General features: G+C 62.3%; 22 protein-coding genes and 3 pseudogenes. 15 read left to right on the top strand and 10 right to left on the bottom strand.

The features are described from left to right. Positions 1-48 precede the first annotated feature (48 nt). From JMY28_RS19700 to JMY28_RS19650, 11 genes and pseudogenes are all read left to right on the top strand, one after another. The gene (locus JMY28_RS19700) at positions 49-1,344 is read left to right on the top strand and encodes a dicarboxylate/amino acid:cation symporter (RefSeq protein WP_201697589.1); all 1,296 of its coding nucleotides are present in this window, start codon (positions 49-51) and stop codon (positions 1,342-1,344) included. Next, positions 1,341-2,807, top strand: coding sequence for a cysteate racemase (gene cuyB, locus JMY28_RS19695; protein WP_201697588.1), 1,467 nt, complete (start codon positions 1,341-1,343; stop codon positions 2,805-2,807). The genes JMY28_RS19700 and cuyB overlap by 4 nt, the downstream gene beginning before the upstream one ends. Before the next feature lie 28 nt (positions 2,808-2,835). Then, on the top strand, positions 2,836-4,254 hold the full coding sequence (aspA, locus tag JMY28_RS19690; protein ID WP_201697587.1) for an aspartate ammonia-lyase: 1,419 nt from the start codon (positions 2,836-2,838) through the stop codon (positions 4,252-4,254). A 124-nt stretch (positions 4,255-4,378) separates the two neighbouring features. Next, positions 4,379-6,268 carry an EAL domain-containing protein gene (locus JMY28_RS19685; RefSeq protein ID WP_201697586.1) on the top strand — a complete coding sequence of 630 codons (1,890 nt, stop codon included), beginning with the start codon at positions 4,379-4,381 and terminating at the stop codon, positions 6,266-6,268. Positions 6,269-6,387: 119 nt separating this feature from the next. Then, entirely contained in the window at positions 6,388-7,203 is an 816-nt protein-coding gene (locus tag JMY28_RS19680; RefSeq protein WP_201697585.1) for a MetQ/NlpA family ABC transporter substrate-binding protein, read from the top strand. Positions 7,204-7,245: 42 nt separating this feature from the next. Then, positions 7,246-7,902 carry a methionine ABC transporter permease gene (locus JMY28_RS19675; protein ID WP_201697584.1) on the top strand — a complete coding sequence of 219 codons (657 nt, stop codon included), beginning with the start codon at positions 7,246-7,248 and terminating at the stop codon, positions 7,900-7,902. Positions 7,903-8,113: 211 nt separating this feature from the next. After that, a pseudogene (locus JMY28_RS19670) lies at positions 8,114-8,278 on the top strand (aliphatic sulfonates ABC transporter substrate-binding protein); the annotation flags it as partial. A gap of 41 nt (positions 8,279-8,319) precedes the next feature. After that, positions 8,320-9,156: an ABC transporter permease subunit gene (locus JMY28_RS19665; RefSeq protein WP_201697583.1), complete on the top strand. Its 837-nt coding sequence runs from the start codon at positions 8,320-8,322 to the stop codon at positions 9,154-9,156. Next, positions 9,156-9,899, top strand: coding sequence for an ABC transporter ATP-binding protein (locus JMY28_RS19660; protein ID WP_201697582.1), 744 nt, complete (start codon positions 9,156-9,158; stop codon positions 9,897-9,899). The genes JMY28_RS19665 and JMY28_RS19660 overlap by 1 nt, the downstream gene beginning before the upstream one ends. A gap of 36 nt (positions 9,900-9,935) precedes the next feature. Beyond that, positions 9,936-10,940, top strand: coding sequence for an NrtA/SsuA/CpmA family ABC transporter substrate-binding protein (locus tag JMY28_RS19655; protein ID WP_201697581.1), 1,005 nt, complete (start codon positions 9,936-9,938; stop codon positions 10,938-10,940). 63 nt (positions 10,941-11,003) lie between these two features. Next, positions 11,004-12,245 carry an acyl-CoA dehydrogenase family protein gene (locus JMY28_RS19650; protein ID WP_201697580.1) on the top strand — a complete coding sequence of 414 codons (1,242 nt, stop codon included), beginning with the start codon at positions 11,004-11,006 and terminating at the stop codon, positions 12,243-12,245. A gap of 22 nt (positions 12,246-12,267) precedes the next feature. Here JMY28_RS19650 and JMY28_RS19645 read toward each other — a convergent pair whose 3' ends face one another. Together JMY28_RS19645 and JMY28_RS19640 are read right to left on the bottom strand one after the other, a co-directional pair. Next, positions 12,268-13,329: an LLM class flavin-dependent oxidoreductase gene (locus tag JMY28_RS19645; RefSeq protein ID WP_201697579.1), complete on the bottom strand. Its 1,062-nt coding sequence runs from the start codon at positions 13,327-13,329 to the stop codon at positions 12,268-12,270. A gap of 66 nt (positions 13,330-13,395) precedes the next feature. After that, positions 13,396-14,853: an NAD(P)-binding domain-containing protein gene (locus JMY28_RS19640; protein ID WP_201697578.1), complete on the bottom strand. Its 1,458-nt coding sequence runs from the start codon at positions 14,851-14,853 to the stop codon at positions 13,396-13,398. Positions 14,854-15,046: 193 nt separating this feature from the next. On the opposite strand from JMY28_RS19640, the pseudogene JMY28_RS38965 reads away from it, so the two are divergent. Next, a pseudogene (locus tag JMY28_RS38965) lies at positions 15,047-15,178 on the top strand (LLM class flavin-dependent oxidoreductase); the annotation flags it as partial. A gap of 12 nt (positions 15,179-15,190) precedes the next feature. Here the strand turns inward: JMY28_RS38965 and JMY28_RS19635 are convergent. The 3 genes from JMY28_RS19635 to JMY28_RS19625 all read right to left on the bottom strand — a co-directional run bounded on the left by JMY28_RS19635 (position 15,191) and on the right by JMY28_RS19625 (position 19,040). Beyond that, entirely contained in the window at positions 15,191-16,471 is a 1,281-nt protein-coding gene (locus JMY28_RS19635) for an acyl-CoA dehydrogenase family protein (RefSeq protein WP_201697577.1), read from the bottom strand. Between the two features lie 37 nt (positions 16,472-16,508). Continuing rightward, positions 16,509-17,849, bottom strand: coding sequence for an LLM class flavin-dependent oxidoreductase (locus JMY28_RS19630; protein WP_201697576.1), 1,341 nt, complete (start codon positions 17,847-17,849; stop codon positions 16,509-16,511). A 183-nt stretch (positions 17,850-18,032) separates the two neighbouring features. Continuing rightward, positions 18,033-19,040, bottom strand: coding sequence for a serine hydrolase domain-containing protein (locus tag JMY28_RS19625; protein ID WP_201697575.1), 1,008 nt, complete (start codon positions 19,038-19,040; stop codon positions 18,033-18,035). A gap of 338 nt (positions 19,041-19,378) precedes the next feature. Here JMY28_RS19625 and JMY28_RS19620 point away from each other — a divergent pair, with 338 nt between their 5' ends. After that, a complete protein-coding gene (locus JMY28_RS19620) occupies positions 19,379-19,921 on the top strand; it encodes a hypothetical protein (RefSeq protein WP_201697574.1) in 543 nt (180 codons plus the stop codon). Positions 19,922-20,072: 151 nt separating this feature from the next. Then, positions 20,073-20,735 carry a VC0807 family protein gene (locus JMY28_RS19615; RefSeq protein WP_236596940.1) on the top strand — a complete coding sequence of 221 codons (663 nt, stop codon included), beginning with the start codon at positions 20,073-20,075 and terminating at the stop codon, positions 20,733-20,735. A gap of 97 nt (positions 20,736-20,832) precedes the next feature. Here JMY28_RS19615 and JMY28_RS19610 read toward each other — a convergent pair whose 3' ends face one another. Then, the gene (locus JMY28_RS19610) at positions 20,833-21,279 is read right to left on the bottom strand and encodes a type II 3-dehydroquinate dehydratase (RefSeq protein WP_201697573.1); all 447 of its coding nucleotides are present in this window, start codon (positions 21,277-21,279) and stop codon (positions 20,833-20,835) included. 4 nt (positions 21,280-21,283) lie between these two features. Beyond that, positions 21,284-22,627 carry an MFS transporter gene (locus JMY28_RS19605; RefSeq protein ID WP_407945519.1) on the bottom strand — a complete coding sequence of 448 codons (1,344 nt, stop codon included), beginning with the start codon at positions 22,625-22,627 and terminating at the stop codon, positions 21,284-21,286. Between the two features lie 128 nt (positions 22,628-22,755). Here JMY28_RS19605 and JMY28_RS19600 point away from each other — a divergent pair, with 128 nt between their 5' ends. After that, on the top strand, positions 22,756-23,541 hold the full coding sequence (locus tag JMY28_RS19600; protein WP_201697572.1) for an IclR family transcriptional regulator: 786 nt from the start codon (positions 22,756-22,758) through the stop codon (positions 23,539-23,541). A 74-nt stretch (positions 23,542-23,615) separates the two neighbouring features. On the opposite strand, the gene JMY28_RS19595 is transcribed toward JMY28_RS19600, so the two are convergent. The 3 genes and pseudogenes from JMY28_RS19595 to JMY28_RS19585 form a co-directional block, all read right to left on the bottom strand. Continuing rightward, entirely contained in the window at positions 23,616-23,942 is a 327-nt protein-coding gene (locus tag JMY28_RS19595) for a hypothetical protein (RefSeq protein ID WP_201697571.1), read from the bottom strand. Positions 23,943-24,198: 256 nt separating this feature from the next. After that, positions 24,199-24,357 (bottom strand): annotated as a pseudogene (locus JMY28_RS19590) (helix-turn-helix domain-containing protein); the annotation flags it as partial. A 33-nt stretch (positions 24,358-24,390) separates the two neighbouring features. After that, the gene (locus tag JMY28_RS19585; RefSeq protein WP_201697569.1) at positions 24,391-25,596 is read right to left on the bottom strand and encodes a succinylglutamate desuccinylase/aspartoacylase family protein; all 1,206 of its coding nucleotides are present in this window, start codon (positions 25,594-25,596) and stop codon (positions 24,391-24,393) included. Between the last annotated feature and the right edge of the window lie 65 nt (positions 25,597-25,661).

The raw sequence follows: 25,661 nt of genomic DNA, 5'->3' as shown, positions 1-25,661 counted from the left end.
ACGCCGGTCATGTCTTGACCGCCCTGCGTCACTCAAGGACAGACGGAAATGAAAAATCGCCTCACCTTCTATATTGGCGTTGGCATGATACTGGGCGTCGTTGCGGGCTACGCGTGCCACGCCAGTACATCCGATCCGGCTACACTCAAAGCCATCGCAGGTTACTTCTCGATCGTCACGGACATCTTCCTGCGCCTCATCAAGATGATCATCGCGCCGCTGGTGTTTGTCACGCTGGTGTCGGGGCTGGCCGGCATGGACAGCGGCCAGGATGTCGGGCGCATCGGTTTGCGCTCGGTAGGCTGGTTCGTTTGCGCGTCGCTGATTTCGCTCACGGTGGGCCTCGTCTTCGCGAATCTCCTGCAGCCGGGGGCTGGCCTGCACATGGTCGCGGGTAGCGGCGAGGTCGACACTGGCCTGAATACCTCGGCCTTGAACTTCAAGGACGTGCTAACCCACGCCTTTCCGACCAGCCTGCTGGACGCCATGGCGCGTAACGATATCCTGCAGATCCTGGTCTTCTCCGTCTTTCTCGGCCTTGGGCTGAGCGCGACGAAACGGGACGCGCGCGTCAAGGTCGTGATCGAGATGATCGACGGCATGGTGCCCGTCATGCTGCGCGTGACGAACTATGTCATGCGTGCCGCGCCCTTCGGCGTCTTCGGCGCGATCGCTTCGGCGGTCACGCTGCGCGGCCTCGACGTCATTTACACGTATGGCAAGTTGATTGGCTCCTTCTATGTGGGGCTGGCCGTGCTGTGGGCGATCCTGGTTTTCGTCGGCTATCTGTTCCTCGGCCGTAGCGTCGGCGCTTTGCTCAAGGCGGTGCGCGAACCGGCGATGATCGCGTTTGCGACGGCGAGCAGCGAGGCGGCCTATCCGCGGCTGACCGAGCAGTTGGAACGCTTCGGCGTCGACAAGAAGGTCGTCGGCTTCACCCTTCCGTTGGGCTATGCGTTCAATCTCGACGGCTCGATGATGTATCAGGCGTTTGCGGCCATCTTCATCGCCCAGGCGTTCGGGGTCCACATGCCGATCTCGCAGCAGTTCTTCATGCTGCTCGTCCTGATGCTCAGCAGCAAGGGGATGGCCGGCGTGCCGCGCGGTTCGGTGGTGGTGGTCGCGGCGGTGGCGCCGATGTTCCACTTGCCGGTCGAAGGCGTGGCCATGGTACTCGCGATCGACCAGATCCTCGACATGGGCCGCACGATGACCAATGTGATCGGCAACAGCGTGGCGACCGCTGTGATAGCGAAATGGGAAGGCGCGCGCCAGCGCACCGTCTCCGACTTCGTCGATGACGACGAGCAGGTTTTCGGCCCGGCGCCAGGTGGGGCAAAATGACTTCCGACGTCGCCGGCCACAAGCGCAAGTTCGGCATTGTCGGCGGCCTGGGACCGCTCGCAAGCGCAGACGTTTTTTTCAAACTGGTGAAGGCGACGCCCGCATCGACCGATGCCGAGCACTTCGACGCCATCTTTCAGCAGTCGCCATTTCCCAGCTCGGGTTCCGGAAGCACCGCTACCACGGAACGCAAGCTGTATATCTTCGAGATGATCCGGGACTTCGAAAAGCGCGGCGTGACGACGGTCGTGCTGCCGTGCTTCCTCAGTCACACCTTTATCGACGAGTTGCGCGCGAACACGAGCTTGCAGATCGTGGACATGATCGAGGCGGTTCGCAGCCATGTTCGGCGCAAGTTCCCCGGCGTGAGCCGCATCGGCGTACTCGCCTCCGACTACACGCGGGAGAAACGCTTGTTCGAACGGTACTTTGCGGCCCCAGAGTTCGAAGTCATCCATCCCCGATGCCACGAGCGCTTCGATCCGGTTACGCAGGCCGTATATGGATCGGATGGCATCAAGAGCGGGAACCTGCGCGGCCGTCCGGTCGAGCTATTGCACAAGGCTTGCCAGGATCTGATCGAGCAAGGTGCACAGGTCATCGTGCCCGGCATGACCGAAATCGCTCTGGTTGCGGACGAAATCGGCCCGCTGGGCGTACCGCTCGTCGATGCCAACCAGGCGTATGCGCAGTACGTCGTATCTGGCGGTTATGGTTCTCCGGCGCACGCCTTCAAGGTTGGCGTCGTGGGCGGGGTCGGCCCCGCGGCAACGGTCGATTTTCTCCAGAAGATTGTCCGAAATACGCCAGCCACACGCGACCAGGATCACATCAAGCTGCTGGTCGAACAAAACCCGCAGATTCCCGACCGCACCGAGAACCTGATTGGCGACGGCGCGGACCCAACGGTCTCGCTGTATGCGACGTGCAAGCGGCTCGAAGACGGCGGTGCGGACATGATCGCGATTCCGTGCAACACCGCTCATGCATTTGTCGAGCGCATCCAGCCGTACCTCAACATCCCGATTGTGAACATGTTGACCGTCACGGTCGGCTATTTGCGCGATACTTATCCGGCGCTTCGTGATATTGGCGTGCTGGCGACATCGGGCACGATTGCGAGCGGGGTTTATCGAAAGGCGCTCGAATCGCAAGGTCTTCGTCAGGTCGCCCCCTCCCCCGCGCTGCAGGCGCGCGTGATGGAAGCCATCTACGGAAAGCATGGCGTCAAGGCGGGATTGACGACGGGGCAGTGTCAGGAAGACATTGCGGCCGCCATGGAAGAACTGATTGCCGATGGCGTTGAAGTCGTCGTCCTTGGGTGCACCGAGCTCCCGCTCCTTTTGACCGGGACTGAATTCGTGGGCAAGGGTGGTGCTCGCGTCAGGCTGGTCGATCCCACGGACGTCCTCGCTCGACGCTGCGTCACGTATGCATTATCGGTCGACGCAGCCATCGGTTGATCCACACACTCTCCCACGGAGCAAAGACATGTCGAACCGTTCTGAACGTATCGAACACGACCTTCTCGGCGACCTCGCCGTGCCCATCGAAGCTTATTACGGAGTCCATACGCTTCGCGCGCTCGCCAATTTCCCGATTACCGGTATTCCGATTTCGACCTATCCGAACCTGATCAACGCCCTGGCGTATGTGAAAGAGGCCGCGGCGCTGGCGAACTACGAGTTGCGACTGCTCCCCGAGCACAAGATGAAGGCCATCGTTCACGCGTGCCAGCAGATCCGCAATGGGATCGCCCACGACCAGTTCGTCGTCGATGTGATTCAAGGCGGCGCCGGCACGTCGACCAATATGAACGCGAACGAAGTGATCGCAAATCTCGCGCTCGAACATCTTGGCCACGAACGCGGGGACTATGCGGTGCTGCACCCGAACGAAGATGTGAATCTCGGTCAAAGCACCAATGACGTTTATCCGACTGCGTTGAAAATCGCCACCTATATGGGCATCGCGCAACTGGTCGATGCGATGGGTGTCTTGCGCGTAGCGTTCGAGCGAAAGGCGCAGGAGTTTCGCGACGATCTGAAGATGGGACGAACACAGCTGCAGGACGCCGTCCCCATGACCTTAGGACAGGAGTTCAGCACCTTCGCCGTCATGCTCGACGAGGATCAGGAACGCCTCAGGGAAGCGTCGAAACTGATTTGCGAAATCAACCTGGGCGCCACAGCAATCGGTACCGGCATCAACACGTCGCCCGACTACGCGCCGCTCGTCTGCCGCCATTTGGCCAGCGTCACGGGCATCCCTGTGACGACGTCGCCCAATCTCGTGGAAGCGACGCAGGACGTCGGCTCGTTCGTGCAACTGTCGGGGGTCCTCAAGCGCGTGGCCGTCAAGCTCTCGAAGACTTGCAACGACCTTCGCCTGCTTTCGAGCGGCCCGCGCGCGGGTCTTGGCGAAATCAATCTGCCGCCGGTTCAGGCGGGCTCCAGTATCATGCCAGGCAAGGTCAACCCGGTCATTCCTGAGGTCGTGAACCAGATCGCTTTCGAAGTCATCGGCAATGACGTAACGGTAAGCTTCGCTGCGGAGGCCGGCCAATTGCAGTTGAACGCGTTCGAGCCGATCATTGCGCACAGCCTGTTCAAGAGCGTCGCGCACCTGCGTGCGGGATGCCTCACGCTCGCGTCGAAGTGTGTCGACGGGATCACGGCCAATCGCGATCGGCTTCGCTCGCTCGTTGAAAATTCAATCGGCATCGTGACTGCGCTGAACCCGTATATCGGCTATACGAATGCAACCCAGGTGGCGCAGGAAGCGCTCGTATCGGGAAGAAGCGTCGCGGAGATCGTCATCGAGAGAGGACTGCTCACCCGGACCCAACTCGAAGACATACTCAAGCCAACGATGCTGACGCAGCCGAGGCACAACCTGCCCCTTTCGTAGTCGCGTTCGCTGCCATCGCACCTGCCAGGCTCTGATCCCTTATCCACAGGCTCGAAGGGGCTCGCGCGATTAGCCGATCTGGTCTACTCTCGTTAAATCGTACGATTTGATCGGGGGAGACCTCGTGCTCACGTCCGCCACGGGCGACAAGTTCTGGACCGCCGGTTTTTTGCGGCGCATTTACGTCCTCAGGGTCCTCGGCTATGCGATCGGCTCCATACCCGTGCTGTCCTTGCTGCACGCGCGACATGGGTCGGCGTTGCTCTTCGTCGGCGTTCTCGCCATCTGCCTCGCCTGGCCGCATGTCGCCTGGTGGCGTGTACGCCATGCCATTGACGATGCGCCCCGCAAAGAGCGCTGGAACATGCTCTTCGATTCGGCGTTCGGCGGCTGGCTGACCGCCGCCGTTCATTTCGAACCCGTCGCGTCCGTCGTGATCCTGTTGATGTTCGCGCTCGATAACATGGCGGTGGGTGGTTGGCCGATCTTCGCCGCCGGGGTGGGCGTGAGTGCGGCAGGTCTTATTGCGGGGGCGGCAATCTTTGGATTCTCGACAACTTCACTGGATAGTCGGATCGCGCCGTTGTGGCTGCCCATCATTTTCATTTATCCACTCCTTTTCGCGAAAACGACCCATGACGTATCAGTGAGGCTTCTCGATCGCTCACGCCGTTTGCGCGAACTCAGCGAGTGCGACAGCCTGACCGGGCTCGCGAATCGTACGGCGGTCAGCGCACGATTACAGGCACTCCTCAGTGACTCAGACCGGCATGGTGGATCCGTCTATGTCGTCTTCCTCGATCTGGACACGTTCAAGACTGTCAACGATGCGCTCGGGCACAGCATCGGCGACCTGTTGCTCGTCGAGGTGGCCGCGCGTCTGCGGGCCTGCACCGGTCCGGGCGATATTCTTGGTCGCTATGGCGGCGACGAGTTCATCGTCGTGACTCCGCGCGGGCGAGACGACGCAGCGCCCTTCGATCTTCCCGATGCCATGCTCGCGGCGATCGCGAAGCCAGCGCTCGTCGGAGGCAATGAGATCGTCGTGAGCGCGAGCGCGGGAATCAGCGTGTCTCCAGCGGATGGAGGCAATGTGGAAACGCTGATCTCGTGCGCGGACATGGCGATGTACGCGGCCAAGAGTCGTGGCCGCAATTGCTGGGAACGCTATCGGCCTGAAATGCGCGAGGATGCCGACGCGAAGCTTGTCCTTTCAGCCCGCCTCAGAAGGGCGATCGAAGCAGGCGCGCTGCGCGTGCACTACCAGCCCCAGGTCGACATGCGTAACGGCCGGGTGCTTGGCGTCGAAGCACTTGTGCGTTGGCACGATGAGATATACGGCGAGATCGCTCCGGCCGAGTTCGTCGCGATTGCGGAATCGTCGGGATTTGTCGCGATGCTCGGCGAGTGGGTGCTGCATGAGGCTTGCCGACAATCGGCCCTTTGGAGGCAAATGGGTATTGCGCCCGTGCGCATATCGGTCAATGTGTCGCCGCTTCAGTTGCAACGCGCGAATATTGTCGAGACGTTTCAGACCATTTTGCAGGAGACGGGCGTCGACCCGACGAAACTCGAACTCGAGGTCACCGAGACTGCGTTGATGAAGCAACCGGAGCTCGCCGTACGCCGGCTTCACGAATTTCGCTGCGCCGGTATCGGTGTTGCGATCGACGATTTCGGCATGGGCTATTCAAGCCTCAGTCAGTTACGCACGCTGCCGGTTGACCGAATCAAGATCGACCGCATGTTCGTGCAAGGCGTCGGGGAAACGGACACCGGTGCAATCGTGAAGGCAATCGTCACGCTTGCGCAGGCGCTCGGTTTGTCCGTCATCGCCGAAGGCGTGGAGACGCTCGCGCAGCAGGAGTTCCTGCTCGCTCTCGGTTGCGTGGAAGCGCAAGGATTCCGTTTCAGTCAACCGCTCGATGCCGGGAGCATCACGCGTGTGCTCGCCGAAGGCGGCCCGCTGCCGCGACCGTCGCTCGCCGCTCGTGGCGATCAGGTCGTCGTCTGAGCCGCACGGCATGGGCCCGTGTCATTAGCATTCGACAATCCATTCGTAGTGCGACGCTGATCTACATTCCTATAATTGCCCGGCATGTCAGCCCATCCTTTCATTCCGGAGCCATCTTCATGATTCGACGAACCCTGCGCATTTTCACTGCCCTCGCGCTCGTACTGCCGTTTGCCAGCGGCCCCGCGTTCGCCGCCGGCGCGCCGACGCCGCTCAAGGTGGGCGTGGCCGGCGGCGTCGATGAGCAGATCTGGGAAGTCGTCACGCAGGTAGCGAAGAAGGACGGACTCGACGTTGAGGCAATCGTGATCAGCGGCACCGCGAGCCCGAATGAGGCGCTGAACAATGGCGATCTGAACGCCAATTCCTTCCAGCACATTCCGTATCTGCGCGATCAGGTCAAATCGCGCGGCTATAAGCTCGTGGCAGTAGGCGACACGTATATCTCGCCCATTGGCTTCTACTCGAAAAAGTACAAGTCGCTCGAAGCGTTGCCTGTCGGTGCAACGGTCAGCATTCCTGCCGACCCGAGCAATCAGACCCGGGCACTCGTGATCCTGCGCGATCACAAACTGATTACGTTGCGCGACGGCGTCGATCCCTACACTGGCACGGTTTCGCTACAGGACGTGCGCTCCAATCCACGCAAGCTGAATTTCGTCGAGGCCGACCCGCTCGTCCAGGCGCGTTCACTGCCCGACGTCGACGCCGCGGCCATCGTCAATAACGTGGCGTCCGAGGCGGGACTCTACGCCACGCGCGACGGCATTGCTGTCGAGCGCAAGGAGCACAACCCTTACGTGAACATCATCGCGGTGCGCGAGCAGGACCGCAACGCACCGTGGGTGCCGAAGCTCGTCAAAGCGTACCAGTCCGAGGAGGTCAGGCACTATATCCAGACGCACTTCAACGGTTCTGTGATTCCCGCATTCTGATCGTTAGCATGCCTGCACATATTACCCGCGAGGTGAAAGGTTATGTCGCCGACCCTGGCTGACCGCTACGTCCAGGCCCTGCTCCAGACCCTGCTAATGGTGGGCGCGTCCATGCTGATCGCGATCGTCGCTGGCATGTTGCTCGCGATCGTGCTCACGCTGAGCGCGCCAGGCGGGCTCTATCCGCGGCCCTTACTGCACAAAACGCTCTCGACGGCGATCAACATGTTTCGCGCGATCCCCTTCATCATCCTGCTGGTCGCGCTGCTGCCCGTCACGCGTTTCATCGTCGGTACGACGCTGGGCGCGTGGGCGGCCGTCGTACCGTTGAGCGCGAACCTGATTCCGTTCTTCGCGCGCATCGTCCAGGTCAATCTCGGCGGTGTAGAGCCGGGGCTGATCGAGGCCGCGCGCGCGATGGGCTGCAAACGCCTGCAGATCGTGCGCCACGTGCTGTTGCCCGAAGCGCTGCCCGGCATTCTCGGCGGCGTCACGGTAACCGCAATCGCGATGATCGACATGTCGGCGATGGCTGGCGCCGTTGGCGGCGGCGGCCTGGGCGACATGGCGATTCGCTACGGCTACGAGCGCTACGAAACCCAGGTGATGGTCGTCGTGATCTTCATACTGGTCGCGCTCGTCTCGGTTATCCAGCTGGCCGGCGAATTTTTCACTCGCCGCTTCGATCACAAGCACTGACGACATCCTGATCCGCCGTCGCCTTAAGGCCGCGCGCGTCAGTTTCGCCGACTTGAAACTTCGCGCAAAGCTCTGCGCCAGCTTTCCATAGAAGAACAATGCGTTTGCCTTATAGGGACGCGCTCCGTATCGTGTCTGCTCGTCATTCGCATTATCCGGGGAATATGTCATTCGCCGTGCTGATGTCCGCTATCTCGTCGCGATTGCTGCAATGCTGCCGGTTGCGGCATTTTCCGCCACGCTCAAGGTCGGCGATCAGCAACGCCAGACGTGCGGCATTCTCGAAGCGTCGGGGCAGTTGAAGGACGTGCCCTACCCGATCGAATGGTTCAATTTCCCCGTCGCGCAGCCGCTGGGCGAGGGCGTTCAACGCGGGCATTTCCCAATGGCCTCGGCTCGACTTACCAAGGAACCGACATGGCTGACGTAGCCACTTCTTCAAACAGCCATGTTCTGTCGTCGCGAGCAGGTTCGTGGCTCTCGAAGGACCGCTTTTACGACTCGCTCTCCTGGGCGGTCCCCGTGCTCATCGTCGTTCTCTGGGAGATTGCGGCGCGCGCGCAATGGATCACGGCACAAGTCCTCCCCGCGCCAAGCAGCGTCGCCGTAACGGCGTGGAATCTTGCCCGCAACGGTGACCTGTTCGTTCACCTTGGCGTCTCGCTGCTGCGTGTCGTGGCCGGCTTTCTGATCGGCGGCGCCATCGGGCTCGCTCTCGGCGTACTGGTCGGTTTTTCCCGGCTCGCCCAGGCGCTCATCGACCGGTCGATCCAGATGGTGCGCGCGATACCCTTTCTCGCGATGCTGCCGCTCGTCATCGTGTGGTTCGGCGTGGGTGAAGTCGCGAAGATTTTTCTCGTCGCGCTCGCGGTCCTCTTTCCCATCTACATCAACACGATGCTCGGCATTCGTCAGATCGATCCCAAACTGATGGAGCTCGCCCGCGTGATCGGAATGAAATGGCCGGCAGTCGTGCGACGGATCATTCTGCCCGGCGCGATGCCCGCGATCCTCACAGGCGTGCGTTACGCGCTTGCGCACGCATGGCTCGCGCTCGTGATCGCCGAAACGCTCGCGACGACCAAAGGCATCGGCTTTCTCGCGATGGATGCCCGCGAATTCCTGCAGACCAACGTCATCCTGCTGACCATGATTATTTACGCGATTATCGGCGTCGCCGCTGACGCCCTCGTGCGTTCGCTCGAAGCACGCTTCCTGTCGTGGCACGCGAACTACGCGAAGGGCGGGAAATAATGAGCGCCACGGCCACGTTGCCCCGCCACGCGAACACCGTAACGCGCCGCGAAACCGAAACCACCGCATCGGCGTTGGCCGTATCGGTGCGCGGACTCCAGCGCCGTTATGGCGCGCGTGTCGTGATCGACGCACTCGACCTCGATATCCGCAAAGGCGAATTCGTCGCGCTGCTCGGCGAAAGCGGCTGCGGCAAGACCACGCTGCTGCGCGCGCTCGCCGGCCTCGACACGCCGGATGCCGGGCAGATTCGCGCACCCGAGCGGCCGTCCGTGGTGTTTCAGGAGCATCGTCTGCTGCCTTGGGCCACGCTGTGGGAGAACGTCGCGCTCGGGCACGAGTCGAGCGTCGGCCGCGCCGGCGCGGCCCGGGCGCTGGCAGAAGTCGGCCTGGCGGGTCGCGAGCAGGACTGGCCGCGCAATCTTTCCGGCGGCCAGGCGCAGCGTGTGGCACTGGCGCGCGCGCTCGTGCGCGATCCCGCGCTGCTGCTGCTCGACGAACCGTTCGCGGCACTCGACGCGCTTACGCGCATCAAGATGCACGGGCTCGTCAAGGAACTGGTCGCCCGCCATGCGCCGGGCGTGCTCATCGTGACGCATGACGTCGACGAAGCGCTCGCGCTCGCCGACCGCATTCTCGTCATGCGCGCGGGGCGCATCGCCGCTGCATTTCACCCCAAAGATTACACGCCGCAGGCATTGCGGCGCGCGCTGCTCGAGGAACTCGGCGTTCAGTCCAGCTGAATCGCCTCCTCCACCACACACAAGGAAGGACAACGAATGAACGATGCTTCACTGACTCGCCGCCAGCTCCTGCGCGCGGCGGGCGGACTGCTGGCCGGGGCCGCTGCGGCACGTCTGCTTCCCGCGCATGCAGCGCAGCCGGCCAGGCTCACGCGCAACACCGACACGGTTCGCATTGGCTGGGGCTATGGCGCCCTGCCCGACATCGCGAGGCAACGCGGCGTGTTCGAGAAAACGCTCGCGGCGAAGAACATCAAGGTCGAATGGATCGGGCCGTTTCCGAACCATGCCCCGTCGATCCAGGCCGTGGTTGGCGGCAGCGCGGATTTCGGTTTCTGGGGATCGACGACACCCGCGCTCGCCGCCATGCTGGCCGGCTCCCCCCTCGTCTTCACAGCCTTCGACGTGTATTCGCCGCGCTCCACCGCCATCATCGTGAAGAAGACGAGCGGCATTCAGTCCGTTGCCGACCTCGCCGGCCGCAAGGTCGCGGTGAACCGCTCGGGGCTGGGCGAGTTTCTGCTCATCGCGGCGCTGGAAAAGCACCACGTCGACCGTGACAAGGTCGAGTTCGTCTATCTGAATCCGCCCGATGCCGCGCCAGCGTTTGCGCAAGGCAAGGTCGACGCGTGGTCGATGTGGTCACCCGCCGTCGATATCTCGCGCTATTCGAACGACGCAAAGGACATTTTCAACGAAGGACGCGATCTCGACTTCCTCATCGACTACAGCTCGCTCGTGACGCGCCGCAAGTTCACCGAGGAAAACTCCGAGCTGGTGCGCGCCGTGCTCGACGCGTATTACGTGGAAGGCGCCTGGCAATCGCAGCACCCGGCCGAGTCGGAAGGGCTCGTGCAAAAGGAGGCGAAATATCCGGATCCGGTGCGCGACTATCTGACGAGCCTGAAGCGCGTGAACCGGTTCTACGAGCCGGACGATGCGGCTTTCATGGCGCAACTGCAACGCGCGGCGGACTGGCTCGCGCAACGCAAGATCATCAATGCGCCCATCAAGGTCGCCGATTACAGCGTCAAGGTTTGACGCTCCATCGAAACACACGCCGCGCGCGCCACGCATGCGAAGGCGGCATGAACCGGAAAGCGTATGTCTGAAACCCACACCGCACCGCCTGGCGGAATGTCGCTCGTCTCGCCGTTGTCGGCGTCGCTCGGGTTCTCCGAAGCCATAGCCGGGATCGCCGCGACGGCGGCACAGCGCGAGCGCGAGCAGCGCCTGCCGCACGAAGAGATCGCCGCACTGAAGGCACTTGGCTTCGGCGCATTGCGCCTGAGCGCCGATGACGGCGGCCGCGGCGTGTCGTTGAGCGGGCTTTTCGCCGTGGCGCGCGACGTCGCCGCGGCCGATTCGAATATCGCCCACGCCTTTCGCAATCACTTCTGGCAAGTGGAGGCGGCCCTCGAGCGCCGCGATCATCCTTTCCACGCCCACGTGCTCGACCTCGCACGCCGACGCAAGACGATCGGCCTGAGCTTCGTCGAAAGCGATGCGACCGCAGCGGGCGCACGGCCGAGCCGCGTGCTGAGCCGGCTGGAATGGGACGAGCGCAGGCAGGTCTACGTGGGCTCGGGCGACAAGGTGTATGCGACAGGCAATCTCTACAACGACGCATTCGTCGGGCTCGCCGTCGAAAGCCGCGCGAACGGGACCGTGCAATACGTGCTCGAACGAGGCGAAGGCGTCGGCACGGAAGACGACTGGCAGGGTTTCGGCCAGCGCCTGACCGGCTCAGGCACCGCGCGATTCCGCGACGTCGTGGTGCAGCCGAGGCATGTCTACGCGCCCGACCCGCCGAAAGTGCCCGAGGCCGCGCCGTGGGGCTTCACGTTCCACCAGGTCTACCTCACCAATTGCATCGCCGGCATCGTGCGGCGCGTGGTTCTGGATGCGGTGGAGGTACTGCGCGCGCGCCGGCGCAACTTCTACCATGGCGAAGCTGCACAGCCCGCCGACGAACCCGCGCTACAGGCGTTGTTGGGGCGCATTCGCGCCTACGCCGCGAGCATCGAGGCGAGCGCCGAGCGCGCCGTGCAGGCGCTGCAACACGCCGCGCAGAGCCGCGGCACGCGCGACGACTATGCGGCCACCCTCGCCGCGACGCTCGCCGCCTCGGAAGCGAAGGTCGTGATCGACGATCTCGCGCCGCAAGTCGCCAGCTGGCTCATCGACCTGGGCTCCGGCTCGGTGGTGTCGAGCGCGGCCGCACTGGACCGGCATTGGCGCAATATCAAGGTGCTCGCCTCGCACAATCCGCGTCTCTACAAGGAGCGTCTGCTCGGTCAGAACCTGCTGACCGGGCAGCTCCCGCCAACGGGCGCGTTCTTCTGATCCGGGCCGCGCGCCCATTGCTTCAGGCCGCGAGTTCGCGGCGCACGCGCGGCACGATCTCCTGCGCAAACCGGCGCATGTCGTGCTCGAAGGGCTGGAACTGCAGCATGAAGAGTTCGATCCCGGCGCGGTGGAATTCGGCGATACGTCGCGCAACCGTGTCGTAATCGCCCACGAGCCCCGCCGCCGTCCCCCCATTGGAGCCGACGCGCGGCGAGCGTGCGAAGGTCTTGAACATCTCGACGTTCGGGTCGATGTTGGCCTTCTGGCGCTCGCGCAGCGGCTTGTCGCGCTCGGCCAGCGTGAACAGACGATCGAGGTGCGCCTCGGCCTGCGCGTGGGTCTCGCGCGCGATCACGAAGGCGGACAGACCGAATCGCAAGGGAGCGTGCCCGTCGGGCCGCGTACGTGCCGACACGTCGCCGATCAGGCCCGCGACGTCGTCGAGCGGTTGGCCGTTGATGAACCAGACGTCGCCGTGCGCGGCCACCAGCTCGCGCGCCGGCTCCGACTCGCCGCCCACGTAAATGCGCGGGCGCGCGCGGAACGGATCGGCGGGCAGCAGCCGGTAATCGTCGATATGAAAGCGCTCGCCGTGATGGCTCACGTTCTGACCGCGCAGCAAGGCATCGACCACCGTGATCCATTCGCGGCCATAGGCGTAGCGATCGTCGTGCTCGGGAAACGCAATGCCGGCGCGTTCCAGTTCCGGCCGGTTCCATGCGTTAACGAGGTTGATCGCGAAGCGCCCGCCGCTGATGTGCTCGATCTGCTGCGCCATCTTCGCGAGCACGACTGGATGGTAGAGAAACGGCTTGATGGCGGCGATGATCTCGATGCGCGACGTGAGCGCCGCCAAAGCGGCCGAAGCCGTCCACGCCTCCAGCTGGTCGAGCGTGGGATCGTGCGGATTGACCGTATGCTGCGCGACGAGGACGGAATCGAAACCGAGGCGTTCGGCTTCGAGCACAAGCGCCTTGTTGCGGGCCCACGATGCGTCGTAGGGTTCGGCGGGGTCCTGCAGCGCCGCGCGGCTTCCATGCACGAGCGCCCAGATGCCAAAGCGTGGGAAAGAATGGGACATTGGGTGAAGACGTAAAAAGACGGGAAAGAAGGGACGCCGATGCTGACGCCGGGCACGCCAAGGCGCCTAGCGCGAGTCCACCAGCTCCGCGCGGGCCTCGCGGTACACGTTGTCCGCATAGAACGACGGCTCGAAATCGGCGGGCACCGGGCCACTCATGCGCGCCTCGTGCGCATCCAGATCCTCGATGAACAGGTCCTCGCTGATGCGCCGGATCACGGCGGGGATGTCGCGCTTCATGCTGGGCACATCGCCGACCGGCAGCCCGCGACTGACGAACGCCGCCGGATTGAAGACGTGAACGTTGCGCAAAAACGGCGCCGCGCCGGGCGTCCTCTCCAGATACTCGAGCGCAGCGCCAAGGTACGGATGCGCGCCCAGCGCATCGTCTTGCTCATGCCCCGCGGGCGTGTAGTGATCTCGCCATAGCCGCACGTGCGCGGCGAGATCGGCAAGCTCGGGCCGGGCGTGCAGATCGACGGCATAGCCCGTCCCGGCGATCACGAAATCGAATGCAAATGTTGTGTCGTTCACATGCGCCTGAACGCGGGCGCCTTCGACCTTCACGCCCTGCCATGCCGCGTCCAGATGCAGATGAAAATTCGGGAAACGCGTCACGCGCGAGACCGCGTCGGCAGGCGGCGTCGAGCCCGCGCGGCGAAAGCGCAGTGCCTGACGCCAGCGCAGCACATCAGGCAGCGCGGGATAGTTGTCGTACGCGCCCGGATACGCACGGGCGCGCGTGACCGGCAGGCTGGGCAGCAACGCGCGCCGCACGAACAGATGCACGTCGGCGGCGCCCGCTTCGAGCGCCGTCGCCGCCGCATCGAAAGCCGAGGCAGCGCCGCCCACGATCGCGACGGAGCGGCCGCGCAACGCGGCGAAGTCGATTGCGTCGGACGTATGCGCGAAGTGCGTGCGCGGCAGTGAGGTTAGCGGTGCAATGAGATTCGGCTTGCCGTTGCCCGCCACGCCGTTCGCGAGAATGACCTTGCGCGCTGTTTCCACGCGCTGTTCGACGCGTTCGCCATCACGAACGAGCAAATGCAGCCTGAAGTGCGTGCCGATGGGCTCGATGCGCGTGAGCGTCGTGCCGTATCGAACCGAGATGCCGAGGAACTGCCGATACCACGCGAGATAGTCCGCCCATTCCTCGCGGCCGATGCGGTCGAACGCCGCGTACGCAGCCTCGCCGTGGCGCGCTTCGTACCACGCCTGGAAGCCCAGCGCGGGGACCCCTGCTTCCGGCCCCGGCAGCGTTTTTGGCGTGCGCAGCCGCTGCATACGCGCGCGCGTGGTCCAGACGCCGGCGAGCGGCGCGCCGGCGGCGCTGTCGATCACGCTGACCTTGCCGATACCCGCGCGCCGCAAGCCGAACGCGAACGCCGTGCCGCTCTGGCCGCCGCCTACGACGACGACGTTGTGATCGATGCCGGCGCGACTGACGACCCAGTCGTCCGGATCGGGGCCGATGAGACGCAGCGCTTCGTGTGCGTGGCGGTCGGGCAGCGTGAGTTCACTCATGAGGACGTCCTGCGAGAGGCGCGCACAGAAGGGGCGCGGAAGCTTCGAGTATTGGCCAGCTCACGCATCCCGGCAAAGAATGATTCCGACTTTCCTTTTTCGCCGGGCAGCATCACTTCATGTCCGAATGGAATGTTTATCAGCATTCAATATTTAAAACGTGCATGCCTGGATGCTAGCCTCCTCGGATCGCGTGACGCTCGCTGAATATCACGCGCCGGGCGTCACGACGTTCCTGATTCGCGGCTTCGATCCGCTCGAAGATGCCGTCGACTATGGCCACGTGCTGATTCCGGCCACACGCGAACTGACCTCGCGCGTGCGTTCGCCCCGGCAATCAACCTTTGCCCACGCGATAAAAACTCGGTGGCACGGACCCGTTCACGGCGAACGCGCCGACTTGCCGCTCGCGATACACGCGTGGGTTATGCGACGAAATGGTGCGCGCGTTGCGCCAGTAGCGATCGAGCCCTTCCGTGCGAAGCGTGGCCGATGCGCCGAGCGCGTCGAAGAGATCCGTACTCGCGTCGAGCACAAGCCGCGTGATCACCGAGACAGACTGATCCACTTCGACGTGTGCGTCGGTGTGCGCCTGAGTGAGCGCCTCCAGACGCGGCACTTCGCTCGTGGCCGCATCCTGATGCGCTTCATAGCTGCGCTGGATCGCCTTCGCGGCCTGCAACGTCACGGCGCGCGCGGCATAGGCGGCGCTGTGCAGTCGGCCTACAACCTGGAGAATCTGCGGATCGTCGGCGACGCGGTCTGCATTGCCGTGGCTGTAGACACGGTCGCGTTGGCGCACGCGGCGCGCGACATCGTCGGCGAGCGCGCGGCCGATGCCGGCCAGCGACGCCAGATGAACGAGCTGATAGAACGGCACCGCGTAGGGAAAACGCGTCGAAGAGGGGCGGATCCATTCGGATTCGACCGCGACATCCACGAAGGTCGCGGTGCCGCTTGCCGTGAGTGCCTGGCCGAAGCCATCCCAATCGTCGATCACCTCGACGCCTCGCGCCGTGCGCGGCACCTGAAGATAAACGGTCTCGTCGCCGTCTTGTGCCGCAACGGCTACCCAGTCCGCAAACAGCGAACCTGTGGTGTAGAACTTGCGGCCGTTCAGGCGAATGCCTTGCGGCGTGCGAGTGAGATGCGTGGCGAACGTGCCGACCTTTGCGCTACCCGCTTCGGAAAGACCCGCGCCGATCAAGTCGCCGGAAGCCAGCTTGCTCAGCCAATGTGCTTGCCATTGCGCTTCGTGCGCGGTGAGCACGTCTTCGACAAAACCGAGATGCGCACGAACCGCGTTGACGACATTCGTATCGGCGGCGCCAAGCTCGATCAGCAATCCGAATAGTTCGGGCAGCGTCGCGCCCACACCGCCTTGCTCGCGTGGCAGGCGCAGGCGCGTGAAGCCTGCGTCGCGCAGCCACTTGATCTCGTCGTGGGGCAGACGGTGAGCGAGATCGCGTTCGACGGCGCTCGCGCGAATGCGCGCGAAGAGCCCACGCCAGTCGCGCGCGAGCGTTTCGTAGCGCTCGCTCGGGGCTGCGCCCCATGCAGCGTGAGGTTCGACGCTGATATCGGCGTTCGATGCATTGTCAGACGTGTATTGGGACATAGTACGAGTTCCGGTTAAGTCAGGCGATGTGGCGAAGTCAGGCGGCCGGATGGCTGCCGCGAGCGGGGCGCTTGAGCCCAAGGTGATCGCGCAACGTGCGGCCTTCGTACTCGGTGCGGAAAAGACCGCGCCGCCGCAGTTCGGGCAGTACGAGTTCTGTGAAATCCGCGAGGCCGCCCGGGAAGTAAGGCGCCATGATGTTGAAGCCATCGGCGCCGCCCTCCTCGAACCATTGCTGCAGCTGATCGGCAATGCTTTGGGGCGTGCCGATCACCTGTTGATGGCCCCGGGCACCGGCTATGCGCAAATACAACTCGCGGATCGTGAGCTTGTCGCGGCGCGCGAGATCGACGAGCAGATGCTGACGGCTTTTCGGGCCATTGGTTTCGGGAAGATCGGGGATCGGGCCGTCGACGTCATAGCCGGAGAGGTCCACCCCGCCAATCACGCTGGAGAGCAACGCCACGCCAACCACGGGGTCGACGAGCGACTGAAGTTGTTCGAACTTCTCTTCGGCTTGCGCCTGCGTGCGCCCGACCACGGGAAATATGCCGGGCATGATTTTCACGTCGTCGGGGTCGCGCCCGTAGCGCGGCAGGCGGCCTTTAATGTCGGCGTAGAAGGCCTTTGCTTCGTCGAACGTCTGATGCGCGACGAAGATCACCTCCGCCGTTCGCGCCGCGAGCTCCCGGCCGGCCTCCGAGGCGCCCGCCTGAACGACAACGGGTCGGCCCTGCGGCGAGCGTGAAACGTTGAGCGGCCCACGCACCTTGAAGAAGTCGCCGCGATGGTTGAGCACGTGCAACTTCTCGGTATCGAGGTAGATGCCGCTCGCCTTGTCGCGCGGGAACGCGTCGTCGTCCCACGAATCCCAGAGACCGAGCACGACATCGTGAAATTCCGCCGCGCGCTGATAGCGGCTGGCGTGATCCGGTAATGCCTCGAAATTGAAGTTGTGCGCTTCGGAGGTGCTGCTCGACGTGACGAGATTCCAGCCCGCACGGCCGCCCGAAATCTGGTCGAGCGAAGCGAATTTGCGCGCGACGTTAAAGGGTTCGTGAAACGAAGTGGAAACGGTGGCGATCAGGCCGATACGCTCGGTAACGGCAGCGAGCGCCGAAAGGAGCGTGACCGGCTCGAAGAACTCGCTGCGCGCCGTGCGCGCGAGCGAGCCGAGGTGAGTGCTGCGCACTCCCGAAGAATCCGCCAAGAAGATTGCATCGAATTTCGCGGCCTCGGCAAGACGTGCCAGCTCGACATAATGGCGGAAGTTGCTGCCGGCGTTTTCCTGTGCGCCGGGATGGCGCCAGCCGGCAATATGGTGGCCGGTCTGCATCAGGAATGCGCCGAGGCGCAGCTGTCGCGAGGGATGGGTCATATACGTATGCGTCTGTGGCTCGAACGATTCGAACTTCGATTCTTCTGCCTCGACGCCGCGCATTCAACCAAGATATTGGAATATTCATATGGCGCTCGATAGCATGACGGCATGACGAATTCGCGCGAAGGCATTCATATTCGTGCGGCCGAAAGCTAAACGTTCAACGCCCGTGACGCTGCATCACAAGCGACCGATCCGAAGCCATTCGACGGCGGGATGCTCGCCGGGAACAACTTCTGGGACGACTGTATGGACCAGTCTCATGCCTCGGGCCGAATTGGCGAACCAGACGACCGCATCCTGCGTCGCACGATTGGCGAGAACAAGTGCCCTGAATCCCGGATTGTTTCCCCAATGAAAGAAGCAACCTTGGGAGGGTTCGAGGCCCCAACCCAATCCCCAGGCAACGTTCAGATCAGGCGGGTTCTGACCTATGAGGTCCTCGGCGTCGTCGCCTTTGCGCGTATTGATGCGCGGCACGAACCATTGATCGTAGCTCTCGGCCGCCAAGCCTCGGCGAGCCAGTACATGCTGAACGAAGCCGATGTAGTCGGATGCCGTCGTCAAAAGCGACCACGAGGCCTGCGCCGTTCGCATGTAACGCTTGGGCACCGGTTGGCCTTCCCATTCTTGGCCCTGTGCATGGTTGACCGCGAAGCGCTCCTGCCACTCCAGGCTCGAATGGTGCATGCCCAACGGCTCGAAGACGCGCTCTCGCGCCAACATTTCCAGTGTGCGTGCGCTTACGGCCTCCATTGCGCGCTGAAGCCAGGCAAACGCGCTGCTGCCGTAGCTGAATCGCTCGCCGGGGATGAAATAGGTGCGAAGCGGAGCTTTATCGCGGACAATATTGGGCAGACCGCTCGTGTGTGTCAGCACATGAAAGGCCGTTATCCGCTGAGAATTCGAGTCGCCGGGTACGTACTCTCCACAGATGTCGAACAGGGGTTTTTGCAGATCCAGCAGCCCTTCTTCGGAAAGCTGGAGCGCGATGTAGGCGACCAGCGGTTTGGTGAGTGACGCTGCCTCAAAGACGGTCGCCGCATCGACACCGGCGCGGTCATGCGCACCGCGAACGCCGAAGTAAAACTCGGCACTTCTCGTCCCCGCGCGAAGAGCGGCAAGCGACACGCCAGGAATCTTGCCGCTGGCCGTCGTTTCCGCCAGAAATCGGTTGAGGTCGGTCATTGGATCACGCATCGACAGGATTTTTGCCGAATTGTACCGGCTGAGACGACGGCGAAACCTTTCAGCGCGGTTCGTCTCGGCTCGGCCAGAAACCATCAGACGAACGTGTCGCGAACAGCGTCGACACTCCGATTGCGTTGAGACATTCGACGCACCTGAAGGTCGCCGGAGTGGGATTCAAAGCGCGAGGGCTATGTGGATCGAAGGCGCAAAGTTGCTCTTACGTCGCCTTGAAGTGCGCGTAACGCCACAGAGTCTTTGCGGTCGCTGCACTAACCTTGTGATGGCCCGTCTCCCTTCGTCAATCGACACAGGTTTTCCCTAGCCGGAGCACGAAAATGACACATCACTGGTCAGTCCGCCTCTCCGCGTGCTTTGCTTTGGCATTATTGTCGTTGACCCTTGTTTTGCCGAACGTCTGCGTGGCAGACGACGAGCCAGACACGAGCACTACCGAACCACAAACGAAAGTCAACTGGGCCGATCGAATTCGCGAGGCCAAAGTCCAAAAGGGAGAACCCATTAATCTGATCGTGCATACGGCAAAGGATTGCGTTTTCTGCCGACGCTGGGAAGGTTCATTGGGTGGCAAAGGCGATTTTGAATCGTGGGCCAAGACGCATCCAGACGTGCACCTTTTTATTGTGGAACGCGAGGCCATTGCATTTCCCGAAACGGTCGACAACTATCCGCCGGATGTCCAATGGCTTTTTGAGCGGCGGCAGCGCGCCGACAAGTTGAAGCTGATCACGCCCACATTCGAGATTTTCGTTAGACGAAAGATGGTCTTCAAGTCGAACGGCTTACGCTCATGGGACCAGATCGCGTTTCCGTCACTGAAGGATCTGGATAGTCGTCGCTCGGCTTCAGCAAGCGAATAGCCGCCACACCACTTGGGGGCGGTATACGCCTCCTGCATGAAACGCCGGCTCGAGGCGGTCGTCGCGCCCGATCGTGGGTCGCAGTGCGGCCCGGAACCACCCGTTGGTGGTATGGTGCCTCGGACATTCGGACGTCCACGTCGCGCCGCTATTGGCCCGCGCCAAACTCCATGCGTTCAAGATGATTCCCTCGGCCCGGTACGTTCTGGCATTCGTTGTCAACGTGGCATTGCCTGCTTTGGCTTACCGGATGGCACTTCCCAACTGGGGGCTACCCGGCGCGCTGATGGCGTCGAGCATACCGTTGCTGGCCTGGATCACTTTCGATTTCGCGCGTTTTCGCCACTTCGATGCGTTGAGCGCAATCGTACTTGCGAGCCTCGCCATGTCGCTAGTTTTGCTAACTTCCCCGGCTGGTCGATGGCTGCGCGAAGCACGTGAACCCCTGGTGGGTGGCATCGTCGGCGTGCTTTTTCTCCTGTCTTTGATGGTCAAGCGCCCTCTCGTGTTCTATCTCGCGAGATCGACGCTGGCGCGAGAGCGCCAAGGACGCGAACGGGAATTCGACGAGATGTGGCAGTCGCGCCCGGCACTCGCGAGATCGATCCGGCTAATGACTGCTGTCTGGGGAATCGGCCTGGTCGGCGAAAACGCTATCCGGGTCTATATCGTCGGGTATGTTGCCGGTCACGACGTCGATCGACTCTCCACGGTGATCAGATATGGGACTTATGCCGGACTGACGGCCTGGTCGATTCTGTATCGACGCGCTTACATAAAGCGTCAGCAACCATACGGTCAGTTTGAGGAGTGAAAAAAACGTCACGGCACAAAACCGCTTCGCGGCGAATCTGCGTCTCATGACCTCTGCGGTATCGCGTGGTCACGCAGCGGCCACGCGAGGGGCAGGCTTAAGTCTGGTTGCCCCACAGATCGTCCATTGCGCGCATCGCTAGCAAATACCCGTTCGCTCCTGCCCCACAGATCACCGCCGTAGCGGCCACGGAGATCGACGAGTGGCGATATTCTTCGGTACGCCGGTGGATGTTGGTGATATGCAATTCCACTACCGGGCGGCGGATGAGCTTGACCGCATCGAGCACCGGAATCCGACCGAACGAAAAGCCGGCCGGATTGATGATCAGCGCGGCGTCCTGCAGGAACGCTTCCTGGATCCAGTCGATTAGTTGGCTTTCGCTGTTGGTCTGGCGAAATACGCAATCGAATTTGAGCGCCTCGGCCAGCGCGAGGCAATTTTGTTCGATATCCTTAAGAGTGGTCGTGCCATAAATGTGAGGCTCCCTTGCGCCCAGCATGTTCAGATTGGAGCCATTGAGGATGTAGAGTTTGCGAGTCATGGTTTCAATGCGTAGAGGAGTGTTCCAGGGCGGTGCCTTTGGTTTCCCGGGATACCGCGATCATGAGGAAGGAGAGCAGGTTCAGCGAGCCGCATACGGCTACGATGGCCCACGGAGAACCGTGAAAGGCATTGAGCAGCGCCACGGCGACAATCGGCATCGGGCCGCCGGTGAGCAGGTTGGCTCCCGAGTACGCCAGTGCCGACCCTGTGTAGCGCGCCTCGGTCGGAAAGGACTCGGCGAACCAGACCGGCTGGATGCCACTTTGGAACTGAGTGAAACCGAGAAACGCGCCCATCACGGCCATTGTCATGGCGATCGAGTTCTGGTTGAGAATCGGAAAATAGATCAGGCAGCAGATGAGTGTGCACAACGAGCCGATCATCAGCGCACGTTTGCGTCCGAGCCGATCGCTCAGGTAGCCGCCCGCCAGCGCGCCCACGATGGCACAGACATTCGCGACCATCAACAGCATGAAACCGGTCTGCTTGGGTACACCGAGGTGTTTCGTCAGGTAGCTGAGTGAGAAAACCACGATCAAATAAAACAGTGCAGCCGGGCCACAGAAGAACAACGTGAGGCGAAGCGCGGTACGCCAGTGATATTTGAAGACGGCGCCAAGCGGATTGGCAGCGCGTGCGGAAGTGCCACCCTTCTTGAGCGACTCGAAGGCAGGGGTCTCGCTAACCTTTCTGCGGATGTAGATGCCCAGTAGCACCAGGACGAAGCTTGCCAGGAACGGGACTCGCCATCCCCAGGAATCGAAGTCGTCCGACGAAAGCAACGCGGCCAGTGTAAAGAGCGAGAAATTGGCAAGAATCTGGCTGAGCGGCGAGCAAATGCCAAGCAGGCCCGAATACCAGCCACGTCGGTTCGCAGACGCATGCTCCACCGCCATCAGTTGCGCGCCCGTCGATTCGCCGCCCAATGCGAAGCCCTGAATGATGCGCAGCGACACCAGTAGCGTTGGTGCGAGGATGCCAACCTGGTGGTAAGTGGGCAGCAGCCCCATCAGGAACGACGACGCGCCCATCACCGACACGGTGATCAGCATCAGTTTGCGGCGTCCCCAACGGTCACCGAGAATCCCGCAAATCACCGCGCCGAGCGGGCGTGCTGCCAGCCCTGCCCAGAAACTTGCCAGCGACGCGAGCAGCGAGGCGGTCGGGTCGAGCGACGGGAAAAACAGCTTGGGAAAAATGGTGGCCGCGACCACGCCATACAACGCGAAGTCGAACCATTCGAGTGCCGTACCGACGGTTGCGCCCGCTACCGCCCGACGCGCCATCAAGTGAGCTTGCGCGGACCGTTCTTCCGCGGCAAGGTCAGATTGAGCGAAAAATGACATGTTGTCTCCTCAATTCCCTATATGTCGAAACGTTCGTTTCTGGCGACGAACAGATGCTATTGTTTGCGCTGCGAAGGCGGAGCGTTCCGCACCGGAACTGCATTTTATATTGTGAAATAAAGCGAAAGATGTCGCTAAGAAATGGCCTGAGAATTCTTGATTTTCTGGCGTCGCAAGGCGAAGGCACAGGCCTTGTGGCCATTGCCGACGCTTTGTCCCTGCCGCGCAGTACGTGTCACCGCGTGCTCGCCGAACTCGTCGAAAGCGGGTATGTCCGGCAACTGGTCGATCACAGCCGCTACATCCTGACAATGCGCATGACGTCGAACGGACTCGAATTCCTGAGCCTGACGGGCATCGCGGATATCGCCCAGCCGATCATCGAACGCGTCGCCGCGCAGACCGGTGAGCTGGCGCGGCTGTCGCTGGTCGACGGCGAAGCGATTATCTGGGTGGGTAAGGCGGACGGCCAGCGCGTTGGCTTTCGCTACGATCCCGACATGGGCCACGCAGCACGACTTTCATGCACGTCGACCGGGCACGCGTGGCTCATGACAATGACCGACGAACAGGCGGTCGCATTGGTTTTAAAGCAGGGCTTCGGACAGCCGAATGAGTTCGGACCCAATGCGCCGACGACGCTCAAAGCGCTGCTGGGATTCCTGCACGCTGCGCGCGTGCGCGGCTACGCGATGATCGACGAGGTGTTTGCTCCACGCATGGCAGCGGTGGCGGCACCCGTGGTTAGCGGCTCGCGCTGCGTCGGCGTCATCAGCCTGGCCGGTCCGCGGGTACGGCTGACTGCCGAGAAGATTCACGAATACTCGGTACTCCTGCGCGAGGCGGCCAATGAACTGGCCCAATTGAGCAATATGGCGGGATTCCCCAGCCGGCCGCCTCTTGGCAAGGGATGAGGCGCGTCGATGCGACGCCGTTGGACCGTCCGTCGGCATCGCACGTGGGACATGTCGCACCGCAACGCACAGCGTCACTTGTCGTGCGCCGGTGCGTCGTGAGTCGCGTCGAGCGGCTTATGCTGCTCGTCGCCCAGTCCAGGAAAGAACGCGTTCCACACTGCACGTACGCCTACGGCTGCCGTCGCTGCCGCATCGATCGTCTCGACTTCGGCGGACTTGGCCGGATCTGAACTCAGGCCGCGCCAGTGCGTGAAGACCAGTAGCGGCTTTTCGGTCCACTCGCCAGTGACAAAATTCGCAAATGCCGTATCCCCGCTCACAAGGCGGACCTCATACCATCCCTCCCGAACCGGCGCATACCGATCCAGCGGAAACCATCCAGTCGATTGAATTCGCATAAGGTTCTCCCCCATACCGTAGATCGTCGCGAACCAATCCGCATTCCTCGTGCCCGAACTTTGGGGCCTTCGTTGTCCGCATGACGACTTGCTGGCGGCACGTGATCTCCCGCCGCCAACGTCGTTTCGCAGCGCCGGAAGCCGCAGACCGTTAGTCGCAGATTCCCTCAATGGGTATGGATGAGCGTTCATTTCCTGCCCAATGGCTTCAGTGTCCACCCGTCGACGTCTTCGGTTAGCGCTTCGGATAGGGGTCAGTGCGATGCAATACGACCGCCTGCAACTCCTCTTCCAGCGACGATACGGCGCGAGAAATCTGGGCAGCGGTTGAGTCGTTCTCCTTTACAGCTGCGGTAAACGAGCCTGCCTTGACGACACGAACGAATATGCGAAGATGATTCAGAAAGTCGGCCATATTGGAAGACCCTTCGCGCGCGGGCGCCCGTGATCACTCAGAGTAGTCCTCAGGATTCTCTCTGGCCGGGCTCTGATAGAGAATCATCACGATCGGAATGCGAGGCTCTGCCGTGGCATCGGTGCGGCGCCCTGTCACCTCGCCCGCAACCTCGGTCGTATACTCCGCAACCACTTCGCCAAACGTGTTTCGCTGAATCGCCACTTTTTGCCCCGGCTTGACCTTGTCGTTCAGCTTGACCAGCAATTCGACGAAACCGCCATGCGTCGTCAGGATTGTGTGCGCGCTATTGCCGACAAAGATCCCGACATCCCGTCCGGTGCGACCCATTGGGCCTGGAACGACGCCATAGCGCTTGAGCACATTCATCGTGCCTTCGACGAACAATGGAATCAGGTCGAAATCGAACACGCGCGCAGAGCCAATTTCGGGTGTAATCGCCGGGATCCCGACATTGATTAGCGCGTTCGCCAGCAAAGTGGGATACGCGGGGTTGTCGAAAATCTGGGCGATCGGAAAGAGCTCCGCCATCGCGCGCGGCTCGGCTAGCTCCATTCTGGCGAGATTGAATGAGGTCAGGTCCATTCCGGTCGTGCCAGTATGAAAATCGAGTGCGTAGTCGGCATTCGGCCGCAGGAGCCGGTTGAACAGCAGTCCTGCGTGACGGCTCGGCGCGCTAGCGCCATTCTCATTGCCTGGCCATTCGCGGTTGATGTCGATGAGGTCGACGCCTCTTCCTGAATTTGGCCATCTGCGCTCCATCGCTTCGAGCGCGGGGCGCGATACGTCGAGCACGGCCAGTACGGTACCCGACATTTGCGCGGGATCGAGCTGGCCGATCACGGTTTGTATCGTATGCACCGGACTCATTTCGTCGCCATGCACACCGCTGATCAGCGCCACGCGTTTGCCCGGCCTCGCGCCGCAAACGACGATGACCGACACATACCAGTCCTGCCCCGTCGGCATCTGCACGCCCTGGAAATAAAACATATGCTTCTTGCCGCGTTCCAGGTCATTGACGTCGAGTGCACTGATGACCTTCTTTCCCTGAATCACATCGCCGGTGTAGCGCGTTCCTCCAGTGCGGCCAGTGGGCGAAGTCGCGGCCGGTGCGTTCGTGCCCTGGGCGTTCGCGGCTCCGCTTTGCCCGACCAGTGCGGACGTTGCGCCAACCAGCGCAACGGCTGTCTTGATGAAATCGCGCCGGGCAACACCATCCTTCGATTCACTATGCATGGTGTGGACTCCATACATTGCAAGTGGAGATGAGAACAATCAATCTCTCGTCGATTGCGCTTCCT

The organism is Paraburkholderia hiiakae (genome assembly GCF_904848665.1).
Classification (GTDB): Bacteria; Pseudomonadota; Gammaproteobacteria; order Burkholderiales; family Burkholderiaceae; genus Paraburkholderia; species Paraburkholderia hiiakae.
The sequence above is the reverse complement of the archived record's forward strand: the minus strand, read 5'-3'. Positions and strand labels throughout refer to the sequence as shown.

Bases quoted from the DNA above. Each gene is read 5' to 3' on its own strand.
- JMY28_RS19665 (WP_201697583.1), top strand. From the start codon at position 8,320: ATGGCTGACGTAGCCACTTCTTCAAACAGCCATGTTCTGTCGTCGCGA.
- JMY28_RS19585 (WP_201697569.1), bottom strand. From the start codon at position 25,596: ATGCATAGTGAATCGAAGGATGGTGTTGCCCGGCGCGATTTCATCAAG.
- JMY28_RS19600 (WP_201697572.1), top strand. From the start codon at position 22,756: ATGTCGCTAAGAAATGGCCTGAGAATTCTTGATTTTCTGGCGTCGCAA.
- JMY28_RS19605 (WP_407945519.1), bottom strand. From the start codon at position 22,627: ATGTCATTTTTCGCTCAATCTGACCTTGCCGCGGAAGAACGGTCCGCG.
- cuyB (WP_201697588.1), top strand. From the start codon at position 1,341: ATGACTTCCGACGTCGCCGGCCACAAGCGCAAGTTCGGCATTGTCGGC.
- JMY28_RS19625 (WP_201697575.1), bottom strand. From the start codon at position 19,040: ATGACCGACCTCAACCGATTTCTGGCGGAAACGACGGCCAGCGGCAAG.
- JMY28_RS19640 (WP_201697578.1), bottom strand. From the start codon at position 14,853: ATGAGTGAACTCACGCTGCCCGACCGCCACGCACACGAAGCGCTGCGT.
- JMY28_RS19680 (WP_201697585.1), top strand. From the start codon at position 6,388: ATGATTCGACGAACCCTGCGCATTTTCACTGCCCTCGCGCTCGTACTG.
- JMY28_RS19595 (WP_201697571.1), bottom strand. From the start codon at position 23,942: ATGCGAATTCAATCGACTGGATGGTTTCCGCTGGATCGGTATGCGCCG.
- JMY28_RS19645 (WP_201697579.1), bottom strand. From the start codon at position 13,329: ATGTCCCATTCTTTCCCACGCTTTGGCATCTGGGCGCTCGTGCATGGA.
- JMY28_RS19655 (WP_201697581.1), top strand. From the start codon at position 9,936: ATGAACGATGCTTCACTGACTCGCCGCCAGCTCCTGCGCGCGGCGGGC.
- JMY28_RS19630 (WP_201697576.1), bottom strand. From the start codon at position 17,849: ATGACCCATCCCTCGCGACAGCTGCGCCTCGGCGCATTCCTGATGCAG.
- JMY28_RS19635 (WP_201697577.1), bottom strand. From the start codon at position 16,471: ATGTCCCAATACACGTCTGACAATGCATCGAACGCCGATATCAGCGTC.
- JMY28_RS19620 (WP_201697574.1), top strand. From the start codon at position 19,379: ATGACACATCACTGGTCAGTCCGCCTCTCCGCGTGCTTTGCTTTGGCA.
- JMY28_RS19610 (WP_201697573.1), bottom strand. From the start codon at position 21,279: ATGACTCGCAAACTCTACATCCTCAATGGCTCCAATCTGAACATGCTG.
- JMY28_RS19675 (WP_201697584.1), top strand. From the start codon at position 7,246: ATGTCGCCGACCCTGGCTGACCGCTACGTCCAGGCCCTGCTCCAGACC.
- JMY28_RS19650 (WP_201697580.1), top strand. From the start codon at position 11,004: ATGTCTGAAACCCACACCGCACCGCCTGGCGGAATGTCGCTCGTCTCG.
- JMY28_RS19700 (WP_201697589.1), top strand. From the start codon at position 49: ATGAAAAATCGCCTCACCTTCTATATTGGCGTTGGCATGATACTGGGC.
- JMY28_RS19660 (WP_201697582.1), top strand. From the start codon at position 9,156: ATGAGCGCCACGGCCACGTTGCCCCGCCACGCGAACACCGTAACGCGC.
- aspA (WP_201697587.1), top strand. From the start codon at position 2,836: ATGTCGAACCGTTCTGAACGTATCGAACACGACCTTCTCGGCGACCTC.